The sequence below is a fragment of the Leptotrichia sp. genome (assembly GCF_057270615.1).
On record NZ_DBHIXN010000006.1, the window covers coordinates 1 to 18,220 of the forward strand.

15 protein-coding genes are annotated in these 18,220 nt (G+C 28.4%); all 15 read left to right on the top strand.

Annotation, left to right across the window (positions count from 1 at the left end; genetic code table 11):
- Positions 1-131: 131 nt before the first annotated feature.
- The 15 genes from ACO409_RS02135 (at position 132) to ACO409_RS02205 (ending at position 18,216) form a co-directional block, all read left to right on the top strand.
- On the top strand, positions 132-896 hold the full coding sequence (locus ACO409_RS02135; RefSeq protein ID WP_485554390.1) for a restriction endonuclease: 765 nt from the start codon (positions 132-134) through the stop codon (positions 894-896).
- Positions 881-1,810: a DNA-methyltransferase gene (locus tag ACO409_RS02140; protein ID WP_485554392.1), complete on the top strand. Its 930-nt coding sequence runs from the start codon at positions 881-883 to the stop codon at positions 1,808-1,810. The genes ACO409_RS02135 and ACO409_RS02140 overlap by 16 nt, the downstream gene beginning before the upstream one ends.
- 54 nt (positions 1,811-1,864) lie before the next feature.
- A complete protein-coding gene (gene gatB / locus ACO409_RS02145; protein ID WP_485554394.1) occupies positions 1,865-3,301 on the top strand; it encodes an Asp-tRNA(Asn)/Glu-tRNA(Gln) amidotransferase subunit GatB in 1,437 nt (478 codons plus the stop codon).
- A gap of 22 nt (positions 3,302-3,323) precedes the next feature.
- Complete coding sequence (locus ACO409_RS02150) at positions 3,324-5,444, top strand: penicillin-binding transpeptidase domain-containing protein (RefSeq protein WP_485554395.1); 2,121 nt, start codon at positions 3,324-3,326, stop codon at positions 5,442-5,444.
- A gap of 36 nt (positions 5,445-5,480) precedes the next feature.
- Positions 5,481-7,736: a replication restart helicase PriA gene (gene priA, locus ACO409_RS02155; protein WP_485554397.1), complete on the top strand. Its 2,256-nt coding sequence runs from the start codon at positions 5,481-5,483 to the stop codon at positions 7,734-7,736.
- A 473-nt stretch (positions 7,737-8,209) separates the two neighbouring features.
- Complete coding sequence (locus tag ACO409_RS02160; protein ID WP_485554486.1) at positions 8,210-8,947, top strand: TlyA family RNA methyltransferase; 738 nt, start codon at positions 8,210-8,212, stop codon at positions 8,945-8,947.
- Between the two features lie 62 nt (positions 8,948-9,009).
- Entirely contained in the window at positions 9,010-10,326 is a 1,317-nt protein-coding gene (locus ACO409_RS02165; RefSeq protein ID WP_485554399.1) for a S41 family peptidase, read from the top strand.
- Positions 10,327-10,377: 51 nt separating this feature from the next.
- Positions 10,378-11,076: a 16S rRNA (cytidine(1402)-2'-O)-methyltransferase gene (gene rsmI, locus ACO409_RS02170; RefSeq protein ID WP_485554401.1), complete on the top strand. Its 699-nt coding sequence runs from the start codon at positions 10,378-10,380 to the stop codon at positions 11,074-11,076.
- A gap of 368 nt (positions 11,077-11,444) precedes the next feature.
- Positions 11,445-12,320 (top strand): ribosome biogenesis GTPase YlqF, encoded by an 876-nt coding sequence (ylqF, locus tag ACO409_RS02175; protein WP_485554403.1) that lies wholly within the window; start codon positions 11,445-11,447, stop codon positions 12,318-12,320.
- A gap of 15 nt (positions 12,321-12,335) precedes the next feature.
- Positions 12,336-13,592 (top strand): glycosyltransferase family 4 protein, encoded by a 1,257-nt coding sequence (locus tag ACO409_RS02180; RefSeq protein ID WP_485554405.1) that lies wholly within the window; start codon positions 12,336-12,338, stop codon positions 13,590-13,592.
- Complete coding sequence (locus tag ACO409_RS02185) at positions 13,486-14,529, top strand: glycosyltransferase family 4 protein (protein WP_485554407.1); 1,044 nt, start codon at positions 13,486-13,488, stop codon at positions 14,527-14,529. The genes ACO409_RS02180 and ACO409_RS02185 overlap by 107 nt, the downstream gene beginning before the upstream one ends.
- Positions 14,530-14,775: 246 nt before the next feature.
- Positions 14,776-15,492, top strand: a complete 717-nt coding sequence (gene uppS, locus ACO409_RS02190; protein ID WP_485554409.1) for an undecaprenyl pyrophosphate synthase — start codon at positions 14,776-14,778, stop codon at positions 15,490-15,492.
- Positions 15,482-16,408 carry a phosphatidate cytidylyltransferase gene (locus ACO409_RS02195; protein WP_485554411.1) on the top strand — a complete coding sequence of 309 codons (927 nt, stop codon included), beginning with the start codon at positions 15,482-15,484 and terminating at the stop codon, positions 16,406-16,408. Before uppS ends, ACO409_RS02195 begins: the two co-directional genes overlap by 11 nt.
- Positions 16,409-16,456: 48 nt before the next feature.
- The gene (tyrS, locus tag ACO409_RS02200; RefSeq protein ID WP_010128246.1) at positions 16,457-17,680 is read left to right on the top strand and encodes a tyrosine--tRNA ligase; all 1,224 of its coding nucleotides are present in this window, start codon (positions 16,457-16,459) and stop codon (positions 17,678-17,680) included.
- Between the two features lie 161 nt (positions 17,681-17,841).
- Positions 17,842-18,216, top strand: coding sequence for a TM2 domain-containing protein (locus ACO409_RS02205; protein WP_485554413.1), 375 nt, complete (start codon positions 17,842-17,844; stop codon positions 18,214-18,216).
- Positions 18,217-18,220: the final 4 nt, after the last annotated feature.

Sequence of the window (18,220 nt, forward strand, 5' to 3'; positions counted from 1 at the left end):
GCCAGTTGGAATTCAGTTAATTGGAAATTATTTTAGAGAAGATTTATTGTTTAATGTGGCGAATAAATTTGAAGGTGTTCGTGGGGAAATTGAATATCCTGAGTTTTAAAAGTTTTTTTGAGGGGGTTTAAATGAAATATACGGATTTGGATTTGAAAAAGCCGGTTGAATCTAAAAATTATAAATTGGAATCAGATTTTGTTATTTCTTCGGTAAAGCAGATTTTTGAAGAAAAAAGAGAAAGTGGAAATAATAAAATAATAATAAAAACCAATTTGAAAATGGGACTTCCATTGGAAAATATAAATAAATTGGCTGCTCCATTAATTGAGGCTTGGGCTTTTGAGACATTTTTAGAAATAAGAGATGAATCTGAAAATAAATATAGACTTATAAATGTAGAAGCTCAGGAAAGACTGGGAATGTCGGATATAATATTACAATTTAGGAAAAATAAAAATGTAATAACGGGAAATATTGATGTAAAAGCTACTTCAAATAATATAAAAAATAGTGGAAAATCGCCAAATATAACTTCTTTTTCACGAATAAGGACAGCATATATCCAAAATCCTGATTTTATATTTATAATTTTATCTATAAAGCATAAAGTTTATAATGAGAAAAATCCTATTACATCTATAATTAATGGGATAATGGAATTGACAGAATTTAATATCTACGATTTAAAATATGTCAGTGAAAAAGATATTGCTTATAATCCAAGTTTGGGAACTGGGCAAATTCAAATAAAAGATATACATTATGTTGAATATGAATATAGAACTGCTTGGGAAATGTGTCAATTGTTAGATAAAAAGTATTTAAATAGCAGTCGCAGGACTATAGAAGATTTTTATAGGGAAGCGGTGAAAAATAAATGGATAAAGGAATAACATTAATATTGGGAGATGCTTTGGAAAAATTAAAGGATCTTTCTGATAAGAGTGTGGATTTAATTGTAACTGATCCTCCATATAATTTAAATAAGGATTATGGATTTACAAAGGATAATTTGGAGTTTGATGAGTATCTTGAATTTTCACGGCTTTGGATAAATGAGGCTGTAAGAATTTTAAAAGATGATGGAACATTGTATATTTTTATGGGAATGAAATATATATCTTACATTTATGTTATGTTAGAAAAAGAATTTAATTTGTATTTTAATTCGTGGATAACTTGGTTTTATACACAAGGAATAGGTAAAACAAGAGGTTTTTCTCCTAGACATGATGATATTTTGATGTTTACAAAAGATAAGAAAAAATTTAAATTTAATTTAGATGATATAAGAATACCACAAAAATATTATCGTTCTGTAAATAATATAAGAGGTGCAAATCCAGGAAATGTATGGGAAGTTTCGCATGTTCATTACAGTAATAAAAACAGGAAAAAGCATCCTACACAGAAGCCGGAGGCATTATTTGAAAGGATGATACTTGCTTCATCCAATGAAGATGATACGGTATTAGATCCTTTTTTAGGAAGCGGGACAGCGATGAGAGTTTGTCAGCAGTTAAGCAGAAAAGGAATTGGAATAGAAATTAATCGAGAATATATAGAAATGTCCAAAAAGAGATTAAGTGAGCCTTTTTTGGGATTTGATAGCATAGATGAGAGAATGAAAAGGATTCCAAATGATTTAAATGATGAAAAACTTAGAAAAGAGTATATAGAGAATCATAAAAATTGGTTTTTAAAAAATCATAACCTGGAAATTGAGGAATTTGAAAAACTTTATTTAGAAAAATATAAAGATAATAATTTAAAAAATAAAAATCATCTAAAATTATTTAGTGAATAACGAAAAGATTTTAAAAAATAAAAATTTTGAAGAAGAAAGGAAAAATATTAGAAAATGAGTATGGAATATGAAACAGTCATCGGACTGGAAGTGCATTGTCAATTAAAAACAAATACAAAAGTATGGTGTTCGTGTGATGCCGATTATGATAACAAACATCCAAATACATCGGCGTGTCCAGTGTGTACTGGTCAACCAGGAGCATTGCCAAAATTGAATGAAAAAGTGCTTGATTATGCGATAAAAGCGGCACTTGCTTTGGGATGTGAAATAAATGAGGAAAGTCAATTTGATAGAAAAAATTATTTTTATCCAGATTCGCCAAAAAATTATCAAATTACGCAGTATTTTAAACCTTATGCGGAAAATGGGACTTTGAAAATTACGACAAATTCTGGAAAAGAAGCAGTTGTTGGGATTGAGAGAATTCAAATTGAGGAAGATACGGCGAAAAGTATTCACACAACTTCTGAAACATTGTTGAATTACAACAGAGCGTCTGTACCGTTAATCGAGATTATTTCTAAGCCAGAAATTAAAAATGCTGAAGAGGCTTATGCGTACTTGAATACATTGAAAGATAGATTGAAATATACTAAAGTTAGTGATGTAAGTATGGAATTGGGATCGCTTAGATGTGATGCGAATGTTTCTGTTAGAAAAAAAGGCGAAAAAAAATTGGGGACTAGAACGGAAACTAAGAACTTAAACTCATTTAAAGCGGTTATGAGAGCCATTGAATATGAAACAAATAGACAAATTGAAGTGATTGAAAATGGTGGAAGAGTTGTTCAGGAAACTAGACTTTGGGATGAGGAAAATGCTGTAACTAAGCCGATGAGAAGTAAAGAGGAAGCTATGGATTATAGATATTTCCCTGAGCCAGATTTGCCTACACTTGTAATTTCTGACGAAAGATTGGAAAAAGTAAAAGGTGAAATGCCAGAATTTGCTGATGAAAAAGCGAGAAGATTTGTAAATGAATACAAATTGCATGAAATGGAAGCTGCAACACTTTCTTCGGAACAAGAATTAGCTGAATATTACGAAGAAATTGTAAATGATACAAAAGAGCCAAGACTTGCGGCAAACTGGGTATTGACAGAAGTTTTAAGAGTCTTAAAGGAAAAGAATATTTCGATTTCAGAATTTAATGTAACACCAAAAAATTTAGGGAAATTGATTAAGTTGATTCAAGCGAAAACAATTAGCTCGAAAATAGCGAAAGATGTATTTGAAATTTTATTGACAGAAGATAAAGATCCTGAAATTATCGTAAAAGAAAAAGGATTGGTTCAAATTACTGATGACAGTGCGATTGAGAAAATTGTTGATCAAGTGTTGGCTGAAAATGCACAATCGGTGGAAGATTACAAAAATGGTAAGAGCAATGCACTAAAATATCTTGTTGGACAAGCAATGAGATTGTCTAAAGGTAAGGCTAATCCTCAAATGATTAATGAAATGATTTTAGCTAGACTTGAAGGTTAATATTGGTTAAATTAGGAGAAAAATGAAAAAGGGCAAGAAAAAAAATAATATTATTGACAGAGCAAAGTCAAATATGGAAAGAAATAGAAAAGAACAAAAAGTTGAGAATTTTTTTAGAGTATTGTTCAAATATTTAAACACATTTAGAGGAAGATTTGGGTTGCTAGTATTGTTTACGATAATGGGTTTTTTATGTATAATTTGGAACGTTTATAAAATTCAGAATACTAAATATGGTAATAAATATAGGGCAGATGGGGAAAAGCAATATACTTTTTTTAATTTTATAAAGGCTAAAAGAGGAAGAATATCTACAAGTGATGGGCAAGTACTGGCTTATGATGATGAAAGATTTATTGTTAATTTAGATCCTAGCTTGATTAAACAAAATAATATTGATGAAGTGCTGAATATGTTAAAAAAATATATACCTGAATTGGAAATTGAAAAATATAAAAATGAATATTTAAAAGCTAAATCAATTAATAAAAAATATTTAAAACTTGAATATATAATTCCTTACAATGCAAAGATAGCCATTGAAGCAGAAATTGAAGGTAAAAATAAAAAAGAAGAACCTGTAAAAAATTCTAAAGGAAATAAAAAAAAGTTTAAAGGTGTAACATTTGAAACGGTATTTAAGAGAAATTATGTTCAGAATGATGATATTCAGGAAACTATTGGGTATGTCAATAATGAAGATAAAGGTGTTTATGGAATTGAAAAATATTACGATAAAGAGCTTTCAGGGAAAAAAGGAATTATAACTGGACTTAGAAAAATTCCTCAGGCTTTACAAAAAATTATGAAGCTTGGAAATGTGAAAAAAACTGAAGATGAAAAAGAAGAAGAAGGAAATAATCTTGTACTTACAATAGACAGTTTTTTACAATATGTTCTTAATGATGAATTGGAAAAGGCTTATGTAAAACATAATGCTGCTTCTACAATGGGAATTTTAATAGAAGTAGAAACTGGAAAAGTGCTTGCAATATCATCATACCCAAAAGCAGAAAATAGAGCTGAAATAAAAAATAGACCAATTACAGATTATTTTGAACCTGGTTCAATATTTAAGCCTATAACGGTTGCAATAGGACTGGAAACAAAAGCAATCAACAAAAATACTAAACTTACTTCAGAAGGTTCAATTAAAGTTGCAGATAAAGTACTTAGGGAACATGATAATGAAGTAATGGGAACTTTAAGCTTGGCAGATGCAATTGCAAAATCTTCCAATGTAGTAATGGTAAAAATTGAAAAAATGATTAGTAAGGATGTTTTTCTTGATTATTTATTAAAACTTGGTCTTGGAATGAAAACGGGGATAGATACATATTTTGAAATGGCAAAAAGTCTTTCTGAAGTAAAAAAAATAAGAACTGTAGAAAGAGCAACTATGTCTTATGGTCAAGGTATTTCAATGACACAAATTCAAATATTAATGGCATTAAACACAGTTATTAATAACGGTAAAATGATGAAGCCTTATCTGGTTGATAGAATAGAAGACAGTAAAGGAAATATAATTAAGCAAAATAAACCTGTTATGGAAAGAAAAATTTTTAGTGATGAAGTTTCAAGATTAAATAGAAAATATATGGAAGCATCAGTAAATCGTGGAACTAGTGAAGGAGCTTATATCCCTGGTTATCGTGTTGGTGGGAAGACAGGAACTGCCAAAAAAGCAAAAGATGGTGTGTATCAGGATAAATCTTATGTAAGTTCGTTTTTTGGATTTTTTCCAGTAGATAAGCCTAAATATGCTGTATTGATAACAATTAATGAACCTAAAGGAAGTTATTATGGTTCTGAAGTTGCCTTGCCATCTGCAAGAAATGTTCTGCAAAGATTGATAGATTATAAAAAAATACAGCCAGATGGAAAAGTTAAAACTGTAGAAAACAATGCTGGATCTGTTCAAATGGAAAAGAAAAAAGATCTAGGAAAAATAAAACAAGATTTTGATAAAAATATTATGCCAGATTTAACAGGAATAAGTTTAAGAGAATTTTTATCCATTTATCCGCAAGGGAAATTTTCAGACTATGAAATTACTGGAAGTGGAGAAGTTGTTTTTCAATTTCCTAAAAAAGGAACAAAATTAGATAAAAAATCTAAAATACAAATAATTATGGAATAATCAAATAAAAATTAAGAGAGGTTTTTGAGGTATAAAATGTATTATTATGAAATTTATGTAGAAAATAATAAGGGGATATATACGTATAAGTCTGAAGAAAAATATGAGATTGGACAGTGGTGTATAGTTAATTTTATAAACAGAGATAAAATGGGACTTATTTTGGCAATGACTGAAAAAAGTAAAATTAATTTTGATATTTCTAAAATAAAGGAAATTAAAGATGCGGCACCTGTTCTATCTATTCCAGATGACATTATGCAACTTATAAGATGGATAAAAAATTATTATATAAGTGATTATTACAGTGTTATAAATGCAGTTTATCCAGGAGCATTGAAATTAAATTATTCTAAAAAAGCTATTTATCAAAAAGATTTTTTAGAAACTGAAGATTTATCAGAAATAAAAAGATTTAATGAATATATGAAAAAATATAAGGAAATTACAGTTGCAACTCTAAAAAAAAATTTTTCTAAAGAAATTATAGAAAAAGCAATAAATGAAAAAATTATATTCATTGAAAAAAAAGTAATTTTAAATTCTAAAATTTCAAAAAAAGAAAAGGAAAAAAGTAAAATTGTAGAAAAGGAAATTGTATTGAATGATGAGCAGCAAAAAGCTGTAGATACAATAAAAAATAGTGAAAATCAGATTTTTTTGCTAAAGGGGATAACTGGTTCAGGAAAAACTGAAATTTATATTAATTTAATAAAAGAAGCCTTGAAAAAGGGATTTGGAAGTATTTTTTTAGTTCCTGAAATTTCGCTTACAGTTCAGATGATACAGCGTCTTGAAGAAGAATTTTACAATGAAGTGGCTATTCTTCACAGCAAGCTGACAAATAAGGAAAAACGGGAAGAATGGAAATTTATACGAAATGGGGAAAAGAAAATAGTAATTGGGGCAAGATCTGCAATTTTTGCTCCAGTTCAAAATTTGAAATACATCATTGTGGACGAGGAACATGAAAATACGTATAAACAGGAAAATAACCCACGTTATCATGTAAAAAATGTAGCGATAAAAAGAGCATTTTTAAAAAATGCAAAATTAAAAGAAGATAAAAGTTTAGAAGAAAGTGGAGAATTAGGAGAAAATAAAGAATCAAAAATTATAAAAGATAAAAAAACAAAAGTGATTTTAGGTTCGGCAACTCCCTCTTTTGAAACATATTATCAGGCACAGCAAGGAGATATTGAATTAATTGAACTTAAAAAACGATATAAAAATGCCAAAATGCCAAAATTTGAAATTGTAGATTTGAATGAAACAGTAGAAAATTTTTCAGAAAAGTTACTTAGTAAAATTTCTAAAACTTTACAAAAAAATGAGCAGGTTATATTAATTTTGAATAGAAAAGCATTTTCAAATTTATTAAAATGTAAGGACTGTGGAAGTATTCCAACTTGTCCGAATTGCAGTATTTCATTAAATTATTATAAATATGATAATCGCCTAAAATGTCATTATTGCGGTTATGAAAAACATTTTAATAATACGTGTGATGAGTGTAAAGGTCATAAAATGATAAAAATTGGAGCTGGAACTGAAAAAATTGAAGAAGAGCTTGCACAGATATTTCCGTCAGCTAGAATTGTGAGAGTGGATTCAGAAAGTGTAAAAACTAAGCAGAATTATGAAAAAATCTATAATGATTTTAAAAATCACAAGTATGATATAATGCTTGGAACACAGATTATTGCAAAAGGATTGCATTTTTCAAATGTAACGTTAGTTGGAGTGATTAATGCTGACATAATCTTGAATTTTCCAGATTTTAGGGCCTCAGAAAAAACTTTTCAGCTGCTGACACAGGCTGCAGGGCGTGCAGGACGTGGAGAAAAGGATGGAGAAGTAATTATTCAGACTTTTAATGGAGAAAATGATGTAATAAAAAAAACGATAGAAAATGATTATGAAGGATATTACAAAAATGAGATGGTTATGCGAAAAATGCTGAATTATCCACCCTTTGGAAGAATTATAATTTTAGTAGTTTCGGCAATGGAAGAAAATTTAATAAAAGAAAAAGCTCAAACTTTGCGTGAAGAAATTATTAAAAATATAAATGTAGCTATGGAATTAACACCAAATGATTTTATATCAGATGCTTTTAAATCGCCAATTTATAAAATGAATGGAAGATACCGTTACCAGATATTTTTTAAATTTGAAAGAGAAAAAATTATAAAAATAAAAAAAATCATAAAAAAATGCGTAAATAAATTTAGTGAAAAAGAGAAGAAAATACGAGTAACAATTGATGTAGATCCTTTGAATATGATGTGATTTTAAAATGTTATAGACTAGCAAGGATGCAGTAGCATAGCGATAATTCTTTTGCCTAAAAATATTATTTTAGTAAAAAATAGAGTTGTTATAAATTTCTTTTAGTAAGGGGTTAAAGCTTCTTTATCAGAAAATAAATTAAAATATAATTTTTGATTTGTCCATAACTAATTTACTCCGTTCAAAAAAGGATAAATGTTTGAAAAATAACATAAAATATGGTAAAATGAATAAATTTATAAAAATAAATAAATCTGAAATATAATTAAAAATATTTAATTTTTTTGTTTTTAAAATAAAATTGATGATAAAATAATAAATATGCGTTTAGTAATCAAAAATAAATAGAAAAATAAGAGATATGTTTTATGATATAGTATCACTACTTAAAAGCTAACTTAAAAAGATTATAACTTTTGGAAAAAATTCAGATTTATTCAGTTTTTATTTTAAAATTTGGAAGAGAGAAAATGATGAAAAAAAGATTGGATTTAATTCTTGTGGAACGGGAACTTTTTGAAACACGGGAAAAAGCAAAAAGAGAAGTAATGGCAGGTAATGTTATCGTGAACGAGCAAGTTGTAACAAAGGCAGGGACGATGTTTAAAGACAACGACGATTTAAATATTCGCATCAAGGATAAATTGAAATATGTCAGTCGTGGTGGCTTGAAACTAGAAAAAGCTATAAAAACTTGGGATTTAGATTTTAAAGATAAATTAGTTCTTGATATTGGAGCATCTACTGGAGGATTTACAGATTGTGCTTTACAAAATGGTGCTAAATATGTCTATAGCATTGATGTTGGAAAAAATCAGCTTGATTGGAAATTAAGAAATAATGAGAAGGTTTTTTCGCTGGAGGAGATGCACATAAAAGACCTTAAAGAAGAGGATATTAATAATGAAAAGGTAGATTTCATAGTAATTGATGTTTCTTTTATATCTTTGACGAAAGTTATTCCGTATTTTAAAAAATTTCTTGCAAAAACTGGGAAAATTGTGATGTTAGTAAAACCGCAGTTTGAAGTTGGAAGAGAAAAAATTGGAAAAAATGGTGTCGTGGAAAACGAGGAATATCACGATGAAACTATAAAAAAAATAATTTCTTTTTCAAAAGAATGTGGATATGAATTAATAGGTGTAGAAGATTCACCAATAAAAGGGGCAAAAGGGAATAAGGAATTTTTAATGTTATTAAAGTTTTCATAAGTCAAAATGACAATTTATAGTAATTTTACAGTTGACTATTTAAGTATATTTTAGGAGGAAAAATGAAAAAGAATAAAATAGTACAGGCAGTATTGGGTCTTGTATTAGTAAGCGTACCTTTATTTGCAGCAACTACTATAGTAAAAACATCCAAAAACGACAAGAACACAAGTGCTGGATATACAAAAGATGCGACAGAATTAAACAGAATTGTAGATGTAATTAATATTATTGAAAATAATTTTGTTGGAAAGGAAGCTACTCCAAGTAAAAGTGATCTTTATGAAGGTGCTGTTGCTGGAGTTGTAAATAAACTGAATGATCCTTATTCAGAATATTTGTCTAAAGCAGATCTTGCTGATTTTTCGGAAGATATGGATGGAGAATATGTTGGAGTTGGAATGAGTATCAGCAAGAAAAAAGGAGAACCTTTGGAAGTTGTTTCACCATTTATAGGAAGTCCTGCTGAAAAAGTTGGAATTAAAATAAAAGATAAAATTACAAAAGTTGATGGAAAAGATATTTTACCGCTTACAGCAAATGAAACTGTAAAACTTTTAAAAGGTAAGGAAGGTACAAAAGTTGATGTGGAAGTAGTTAGAGAAGGTAAAAAAGAGCCAATGAAATTCACATTGACAAGAGCAAAAATCAAATTAGAAATGGTAGAAAGTAAAATGCTTGAAAACCATATTGGTTATGTAAGTCTTTTAAAATTTGGAAATCACGTTGGAGCAGAAGTTGAAAAAGCTATAAAAGATTTACAAGCTAAAGGTATGAAAGGTTTAATCCTAGACTTGCGTTCTAATCCTGGAGGATCACTTCAAGAAGCACAAGATATAGCTTCACTTTTTGTAAAAGAAGATTTAATAGTTTATTTGAAATATAAAAATGGACAACAAAAAAATTATAACAGAACTTTAAAAAATCTTGGTAATTTCCCGTTAATTGTATTGACAAATAAAGCAAGTGCAAGTGCATCAGAAATTGTAACAGGTGCAATTAAAGATTATAAACGTGGAACAATTATTGGAGAAAAAACATTTGGAAAAGGAATCGTACAACAAGTTATACCTTTGAGAACAGATGATGCCATAAAACTTACTATTGCTCAATATTTTACACCAAAAGGAAATTATATTCATGAAAAAGGTATTGAACCTGATATAGAAGTTAAAATGGAAGAATTGCTGACATTAAAAGGTTATACTAACGAAAGTGAACAAGCTAGAAAAAATAGAGAAAAAGAAATTGAAGAAATAATAACAAAGGATAAAGGTAAGGAAGAAGCCGCTAAAATCATTTCAGCAGGAGATGTTCAATTAAAAAGAGCAATCGAAGAAATGAATAAAAAAATAAATGGAACAGGAAAAAGAAAATAATAATAAAAATCAAAAAATTAAAAAAAGAAATTAAAAATTAGGAGAAAATATATGTTTTATGTTGTTGGTACACCAATTGGGAATTTAGAAGATATAACTTTTAGAGCGATAAAGACTTTGAAGGAAGTTGATTATATTTTTGCAGAAGATACAAGAGTTACAAAAAAACTTCTTTCCCATTATGAAATTGAGAAAACGGTGTACCAATATCATGAACATAATAAACTTCATCAAATCACAAATATTATCAATCTTTTAAAAGATCAAAAGAAAATTGCACTTGTAACAGATGCAGGAACACCGTGTATTTCAGATCCTGGATTTGAGCTGGTAAATGAAGTTTTGAAAGCTGGAATAAAAGTCGTTGGAATACCAGGAGCTTCGTCAATTGTTACAGGAGCAAGCATTTCTGGATTAGATATGCGAAGAATGGCTTATGAGGGCTTTTTGCCAAAGAAAAAAGGAAGACAGACACTTTTCAATAAATTAAAAGAAGAAGAAAGAACAATTGTAATTTTAGAATCTCCCAACAGAATTTTAAAAACATTAAAAGATGTAAAAGAATATTTAGGAGAGCGATATGTTGTAATAACAAGAGAACTTACTAAAATTTATGAAGAAATAATTCGTGGAAATGTTTCAGAAATTATTGAAAAGCTGGAAAAAAAGCCAATAAAAGGAGAAATTGTCTTATTTATAAGAGCAATAAATGATGATGGCATTTATTTAAAGAATAAAAATATAGAGTAGTTAAAAATTAGTAAAAGTAAGATAGATTTTATTTTTATTAGGCTACAATAATTATTTTGATATAGATATAATAAAAAAAGCTTCATTTAGAATAAAAATATTTGTTTGAGTTTTTATCTTTAATTTTAAAATTAAATTTGTAATATCTTTGTTAGAGTAGTAGAGTTATTATAACTTTTATTTAACAAAAAGATAGCGAGAAGTCGTAGGCTTTCTATAAGTGGGAATAGTTCACTAAGAGACTTAATCTTTTCTCAGAAAATAAATAAATTTTTCAAATGAGATTTAGTATTAATTTTGGAATTAAAAATAAGAATTTAATTAATATTTTTTATAAAAAATAGATAGAAAATGGAGAAAATAAAAAAATGAATATAAACTGGTATCCAGGGCATATGAAAAAAACTAAAGATTTAATTGTCGAAAATCTTAAAGTAATTGATGTTGTGATTGAAATTTTGGATGCAAGGATTCCACTTTCGAGTAAAAATCCAGATATTTCAAGGTTGGCAAATAATAAGAAAAAGATTATTGTCTTAAATAAAGTAGATTTGGTTGACAATAAGGAATTGAAAGTTTGGGAAGATTACTTTTTGGAAAATAATTTTTCTGATTATTTTGTTGCTTTGAGCGTGGAAAAAGGGACTAATTTTAATGAATTGCGGAAAATTACGGATAAAATTTATGCGGAAAAACTGGAAAAAATGAAAAAAAAGGGACTTCGTAAAACAGAAATACGGGCAATGATTGCTGGGATTCCTAATGTTGGAAAGTCTAAATTTATAAATAAATTTGTAAATAAAAATAAGGCAAGAGTTGGAAATACACCAGGATTTACACGTGGAAAGCAATGGATAAAAATTGATGAAAAACTCGAATTACTAGATACGCCAGGAGTTTTATGGCCAAAATTTGAGGATGATAATGTGGCTTATAATTTGGCAATTACTGGTTCTATAAAGGATGATGTGCTACAATTGGAGCATATTGCGATAAAATTTTTGGATAAACTAAAAAATCTTGGAAAAATTGAAAATCTTGTAAAAGCATATAACTTGGAAGAATATATTGAAAACGAAGAAATCTTAGAAATGGAAAATCATAAAATATTAGAAGTTTTGGAAAAAAGACTAGGAATTTTTAAAAAGGATGAGCATAATTATGAGATTATTTCAAGAAGATTAATGAAAGATTATCGGATGGGAAAAATTGGAAAGTTCTTTTTGGAGTTTCCTAAGAATTAAAGGAGAAATATAAAAATGAGAATTGGAATATTTACTGATACATACAGACCTCAGGTAAATGGGGTCGTCAGCTCGATTATGACACTTGAAAAGGAGCTTAGAAAGCAAGGACATAAGGTGTATATTATTACTACGACAGATCCTGATGCACCACAAGTAGAACCTAATGTTTTGAGACTTCCAAGTATGGAATTTAAACCGTTACCTCAGTATAGATTAGGGATGATTTATTCAGCAAAAATAATAAAAAAAATAAAAAGGTTAGAATTGGATATTATTCATTCGCAGACTGAATGGGGAGTAGGGACATTTGCTAGATTTGCTGCAATTAATTTAGAAATACCACTTGTTCATACTTATCACACTTTGTATGAATATTATACACATTATATTTTTGGCTCAAGATTTGTTAAAGCTGGAAAAAAGATCGCAGCTGCGATTAGTAAGTTTTATTGTGAAAAGTGCAATGCTTTGATCGTTCCTACAAGAAAAGTTGAGGATATTTTGTATTCTTATGGAGTGGATCAGACAATGAACATTATTCCAACTGGATTGGAATTGGATAAATTTTATCGTGGAAATTATTCTGATGAAGATTTGAGATTTATGAGGGAAAGTTTTGGAATTGATGAAAGTGAATTTCTTTGTGTGTATATCGGACGGATTGCTGAAGAGAAAAGTATAGATTTATTAATTGATATGTTTTCTAAAATTAAGGATGAAAAATTTAAGTTTATGATTGTTGGTCGTGGAAGAATTTTAGATAATTTGAAAAAACAAGCTGAAAAACTTGAAATTTCTGATAGAGTTATATTTACTGGGGAAGTGCCGCATGATAAAGTTGCTGCATATTATCAGATGGGAGATGTTTTTTTGAATGCAAGCGTATCAGAAACACAAGGACTTACGTTTGTTGAGGCAATGGCGGCTAAGACACCTGTTGTGGCGAGATATGACTTGAATTTGGAAGACTTGCTTGTAAAAAATGAAGCGGGACTTGTTTATAGAAATGAAAAAGAATTTATTGATTCTATAATGCTTTTAAAAGAAAATAAGGAATTTAGAGAAAAAATTATTGAAAATGCTTTTGTTGCTTCACAAGATTATACAGCACAAAAATTTGGGGAAAGAGTAGAAGAAGTTTATAAAAAAACAATAGAGGAGTATGATAGTCGTGAAAGTTTTACTATATTCAGAGGGGAAAAGTTCCTTCAGCAAATCCGGCGTTGGACAAGCCTTAAATCATCAGGTAGAAGCCCTTGGAGCAAATAATATTGAAATTACACAGGATCCTGAAGATGATTATGATTTGGCACATATAAATACAGTTGCACTAAAATCTTATGAAGTATTGAAACAGGCAAAGAAAAAAGGAAAGCCTGTAATTTATCATACACATACAACTTATGAAGATTTTCGTGGAAGTATAAAGGGAAGTTATGTCCTGTCGCCAATTATAAAATTTTGGACAAAGAAATTATATAATGAAGCAGATTATTTGATTTCTCCGTCAGAATATACAAAAAATCTTATAAAATCAAAATATTTGGAAAAAGAAAAAGAAATTAGAGTAATTTCAAATGGTGTAAATATAAATAAATTTAATAAAAATGAAGATTTAAAGCAAAAGTTTTTAGATGAGTACAAAACGGTGTATGACATAAATAAACCATTAATTATAACTGCTGGACTGCCTTTTGAAAGGAAAGGAATAAAAGATTTTGTAAAAGTGGCAAAGGAATGTAATAACTATCAATTTCTTTGGTTTGGTTCTTCAAGTGTAAAATCAATGTTACCTGACAAAATACAAAGAATAATTGAAAATCCACCAGAAAATTTAATTTTTCCAGGATATGTTGACACGGATGTTTTAATTGGTGCATTTAGTGCTGCAAAAGCCTTTTTGTTTATGACGTATGAAGAAAATGAAGGAATCGTAGTATTGGAAGCACTTTCAGCAAAGTTACCGCTAGTAGTAAGGGATATTCCTGTATATGAAAATTGGTTAAAAGATGGAAAAACATGTTTTAAAGCTAGAAATAACGAAGAATTTTGTGAAAAAATAAAAAATATTGTTGAAAATAATATAGAAAATTTGGATCAGATCACAGAGCAAGCTTATAATATTGCAAAAGAACGAGACTTGATAAATATAGGTAGGAAATATAAAGAATATTATGAGTATATATTAAGTCAAAAAAATAAATAGTTTTTTATGTAGAAATCTAAAATAAAGGATTTTAGTAAATTAATATTAGATTCTATAAAAAATAAAGAGTATATTTTATTTATAATAAGGGGCTTTGCCCCCTTCTCTAATTAAAGCATTTCAACTTGTCAAACATTAACAAAAAGAACAAAATATTTTTTATAATAATTTTTTAAATACCTTGAAAAATAATGATTTGGCTGTTATAATTATAGCAATAATATTTTCAGTCTTGAAAGGAATAATATGGATAGAGATCAATTAGTAATTCCTGAGCATATAGCAATTATTATGGATGGAAATGGAAGATGGGCAAAAAAGCGTGGAAAGATTCGATTAGAAGGGCATAGAGCTGGAGCAGGCAGCCTTGAGAAAATTTTAAAATATGCTGGGGAAATTGGAGTGAAATATTTGACTGTTTATGCTTTTTCAACTGAAAATTGGAAGCGTCCTCAAAAGGAAGTAAACGGTCTTATGGATTTATTTGGAAAATATTTGGACAAAGAGAAAAAAAATTTGAAAAAGCAAGGCGTGAAATTAGTTGTAACAGGAGAAAAAGAAAATATCGCCGAAAAACTGCTAAAAAAAATTGAAGAAACGCAAAAGTATTTGGAAGACTGTGATAAAATAACTTTTAATATAGCTTTTAATTATGGCGGAAGAAGGGAAATTGTAAGTGCAGTAAATAAAATTTTGGATGAAAATAAAACAAAAAAACTTGAAAATATTACAGAAGAGGAGTTTTCGCAATATATGTATCGTCCAGAAATTCCAGATCCAGAACTTGTGATACGGACAAGTGGAGAATTTAGAATAAGTAATTTTTTACTTTGGGAAATTGCCTATTCAGAATTTTATATAACGGATGTTTTATGGCCTGATTTTGATGAAAAAGAATTAGATAAAGCGATTTTATCCTTTAATAAAAGGGATAGAAGATACGGAGGACTGAATGTTAAGTAGATTATTTATTATTTTGTTATTTGTACCTTTCCTTTTATGGATATTTTTAAAGGGGAATGTGATGTTTTTAATCTTTACGCTTGTAATAATTGGAATGTCGCTCTTTGAATTTTATAAAATGTTAAAGGATAAAGGCTTTGAAGTGGCAAGTAGGATTGGAATGGGACTTGGACTGTTTTTGCCTGTTGCAATATATTTTCAGGAAAATTCAAAAAATATTTTTTCATATTTTAAATTTGAATTTTTTAAGCAAATTAACTTTGATATGGGAGGATTTATCGTATTTGCAATAATTCTTCTGTCGTTAAGGCAAGTTTTAAAAGTAAAAATTGAAAATGCAATGGCAGAAATTTCCTATACTTTATTTGGAATAATTTATGTTTCGTATTTATTTTCACACATTTTATTAATAAGATCCGAATTTCCAAATGGAAATATTTTAGTCGTAATGACATTTTTATTAATTTGGGCATGTGATATTTCCGCTTACCTTGTTGGAATGGCAATTGGTGGAAAAATATTTAAGCATAGGCTTGCTCCAAAAATCAGTCCGAAAAAATCAATTGAAGGTGCAATTGCAGGAATTTTGGGCGTGTTTTTAGTAATTTTATCTTTTGATAAAATATATTTATTTATAGCAAATTTTGTCTGCGGAATTTCATTTTTAACAAAAACTTGTTCTGTAAATTATGACTATGTTGCGATTGGGGGCTTAAAAGCTTTTATTTTAGCACTTGCAATTGGAGTTTTTGCTGAACTTGGAGATTTGGTGGAATCTAAGATAAAAAGAGAGCTGGGAGTAAAGGATTCTGGGAATTTGCTTTTGGGACATGGTGGATTTTTGGATAGATTTGACAGTGCGTTGTTTGTATTGCCGATTGTGTATTATTTCATGAAATATGTTGCATATTTATAATTTATAAAAATTAAAGAAAATTAAGAAATAAGGAGAAAAAATAAAAAAATGACAGAATTAGAAATTAAACAAGAAGTAGAAAGACAATTTAATATTTTAAGTCGTGGATGCGATGAAATAATTAATGAAAATGAATTTAAGAAAAAGTTGGAAAAATCAATTTCAACGAATACTCCATTAAGAGTAAAATTAGGGATTGATCCGACTGGGTCTGATTTGCACTTGGGACATGCGGTACCTTTGAGAAAATTGAAACAGTTTCAAGATTTAGGACATGATGTTTTTTTCTTGATTGGGACTTTCACTGGAAGAATTGGGGATCCGACTGGAAAATCTGAAACTAGAAAAATGTTGTCAGAAGAACAAGTTATGGAAAATATTAAAACATATTTGGATCAAGTAAAATTAATTTTGGATTTAGATAAAATAAATGTTGTTTATAATGCTGATTGGTTAGAAAAATTGTCGTTGTCAGATGCATTGAATTTGTTGTCGCAATTTACAGTTTCACAAATGATTTCGAGAGAAGACTTTTCAAAAAGATTATCTGAAAATAAACCAGTTTCATTGATTGAGTTTATGTATCCAATTTTACAAGGTTATGATTCAGTAGAATTACACGCTGATGTGGAATTAGGTGCGACTGAACAAAAATTCAATTTGTTAAGAGGAAGAGATTTACAGAAAAACTTTGGTCAAGAGCAACAAATTTGTATGATAATGCCGATTTTGGTTGGACTTGATGGAGTAGAAAAAATGTCGAAATCATTAGGAAACTACATTGGTGTAAAAGATACGCCAAACGATATGTTTGGTAAAGTTATGTCAATTTCAGATGAATTGATGGAAAACTATTACACAATGATAACTGATGTTCCTTTTGAAAAAATTGAAGAAATTAAAGCACAAATCGCAGATGGAAGTTTACATCCAATGGAAGCTAAAAAACAATTGGGAGCAGAAGTTGTAAAAATTTACTACGGTGAAGAAGCGGCTAAAGAAGCGAGAGATTGGTTTGAAAATGTATTCAGTAAGAGAAACTTAAATGTTGACTTGCCTGAAGTTGAGTTGGAATACAAAGAAGTTGGAATCATTGATTTGTTGGTAAAAGAAACAGGGTTGATGAAAACAACAAGTGAAGCTAGAAGATTAATTCAACAAGGTGGATTCAAAATAAATGATGAGCCAATAAAAGATGTGAAAGCTACAGTTGTTCTTGAAAGTGGAATGATTGTGAGAGCTGGGAAGAAAAAAATTGTTAAAGTGAAATAATGGAATTTAAATAAATATAGAGCCTCTAAATTAGATAATATTTAGGGGTTTTTTTTACAAAAAAATGAATAATAAAAAATTAATCAAATTCAAAAAAAAAAAAAGATTTACGTGTTAGAATAATATTATAAATATAGAAAAAGAAGGGAGAAATATTAAAAATGAATGAAGTAATTAACTCTAATTCAGAACAAAAAAAGAATATGATTGAAAATTTTTTGATGTTAAATTCTAAAAATTTACCTCAAAGTAAAGTATATATACTGAGAGAAAGATTAAATTCTTTACCAGAAGAAAAGATAAGATATATTCAAAGTTTTGTTTTTAAAGATAGCATGTTTGTATTAATAATGTCATTATTTTTTGGTAGTTTAGGAGTAGATAGATTTATTTTAGGAGAAACAGCATTAGGAGTATTAAAACTTCTTACGTTAGGAGGATGTAGTATTTGGGCAATTATTGATTGGTTTTTAATAATGGAAAAAACAAGAGAATATAATTTTAATAAATTAATGCAATTTATTGCAACCTTATAATTTG

Excerpts from the sequence above, each read along its gene's own strand:
- ACO409_RS02135 (WP_485554390.1), top strand. The coding sequence starts at position 132 with ATGAAATATACGGATTTGGATTTGAAAAAGCCGGTTGAATCTAAAAAT.
- ACO409_RS02140 (WP_485554392.1), top strand. The coding sequence starts at position 881 with ATGGATAAAGGAATAACATTAATATTGGGAGATGCTTTGGAAAAATTA.
- gatB (WP_485554394.1), top strand. The coding sequence starts at position 1,865 with ATGAGTATGGAATATGAAACAGTCATCGGACTGGAAGTGCATTGTCAA.
- ACO409_RS02150 (WP_485554395.1), top strand. The coding sequence starts at position 3,324 with ATGAAAAAGGGCAAGAAAAAAAATAATATTATTGACAGAGCAAAGTCA.
- priA (WP_485554397.1), top strand. The coding sequence starts at position 5,481 with ATGTATTATTATGAAATTTATGTAGAAAATAATAAGGGGATATATACG.
- ACO409_RS02160 (WP_485554486.1), top strand. The coding sequence starts at position 8,210 with ATGAAAAAAAGATTGGATTTAATTCTTGTGGAACGGGAACTTTTTGAA.
- ACO409_RS02165 (WP_485554399.1), top strand. The coding sequence starts at position 9,010 with ATGAAAAAGAATAAAATAGTACAGGCAGTATTGGGTCTTGTATTAGTA.
- rsmI (WP_485554401.1), top strand. The coding sequence starts at position 10,378 with ATGTTTTATGTTGTTGGTACACCAATTGGGAATTTAGAAGATATAACT.
- ylqF (WP_485554403.1), top strand. The coding sequence starts at position 11,445 with ATGAATATAAACTGGTATCCAGGGCATATGAAAAAAACTAAAGATTTA.
- ACO409_RS02180 (WP_485554405.1), top strand. The coding sequence starts at position 12,336 with ATGAGAATTGGAATATTTACTGATACATACAGACCTCAGGTAAATGGG.
- ACO409_RS02185 (WP_485554407.1), top strand. The coding sequence starts at position 13,486 with ATGATAGTCGTGAAAGTTTTACTATATTCAGAGGGGAAAAGTTCCTTC.
- uppS (WP_485554409.1), top strand. The coding sequence starts at position 14,776 with ATGGATAGAGATCAATTAGTAATTCCTGAGCATATAGCAATTATTATG.
- ACO409_RS02195 (WP_485554411.1), top strand. The coding sequence starts at position 15,482 with ATGTTAAGTAGATTATTTATTATTTTGTTATTTGTACCTTTCCTTTTA.
- tyrS (WP_010128246.1), top strand. The coding sequence starts at position 16,457 with ATGACAGAATTAGAAATTAAACAAGAAGTAGAAAGACAATTTAATATT.
- ACO409_RS02205 (WP_485554413.1), top strand. The coding sequence starts at position 17,842 with ATGAATGAAGTAATTAACTCTAATTCAGAACAAAAAAAGAATATGATT.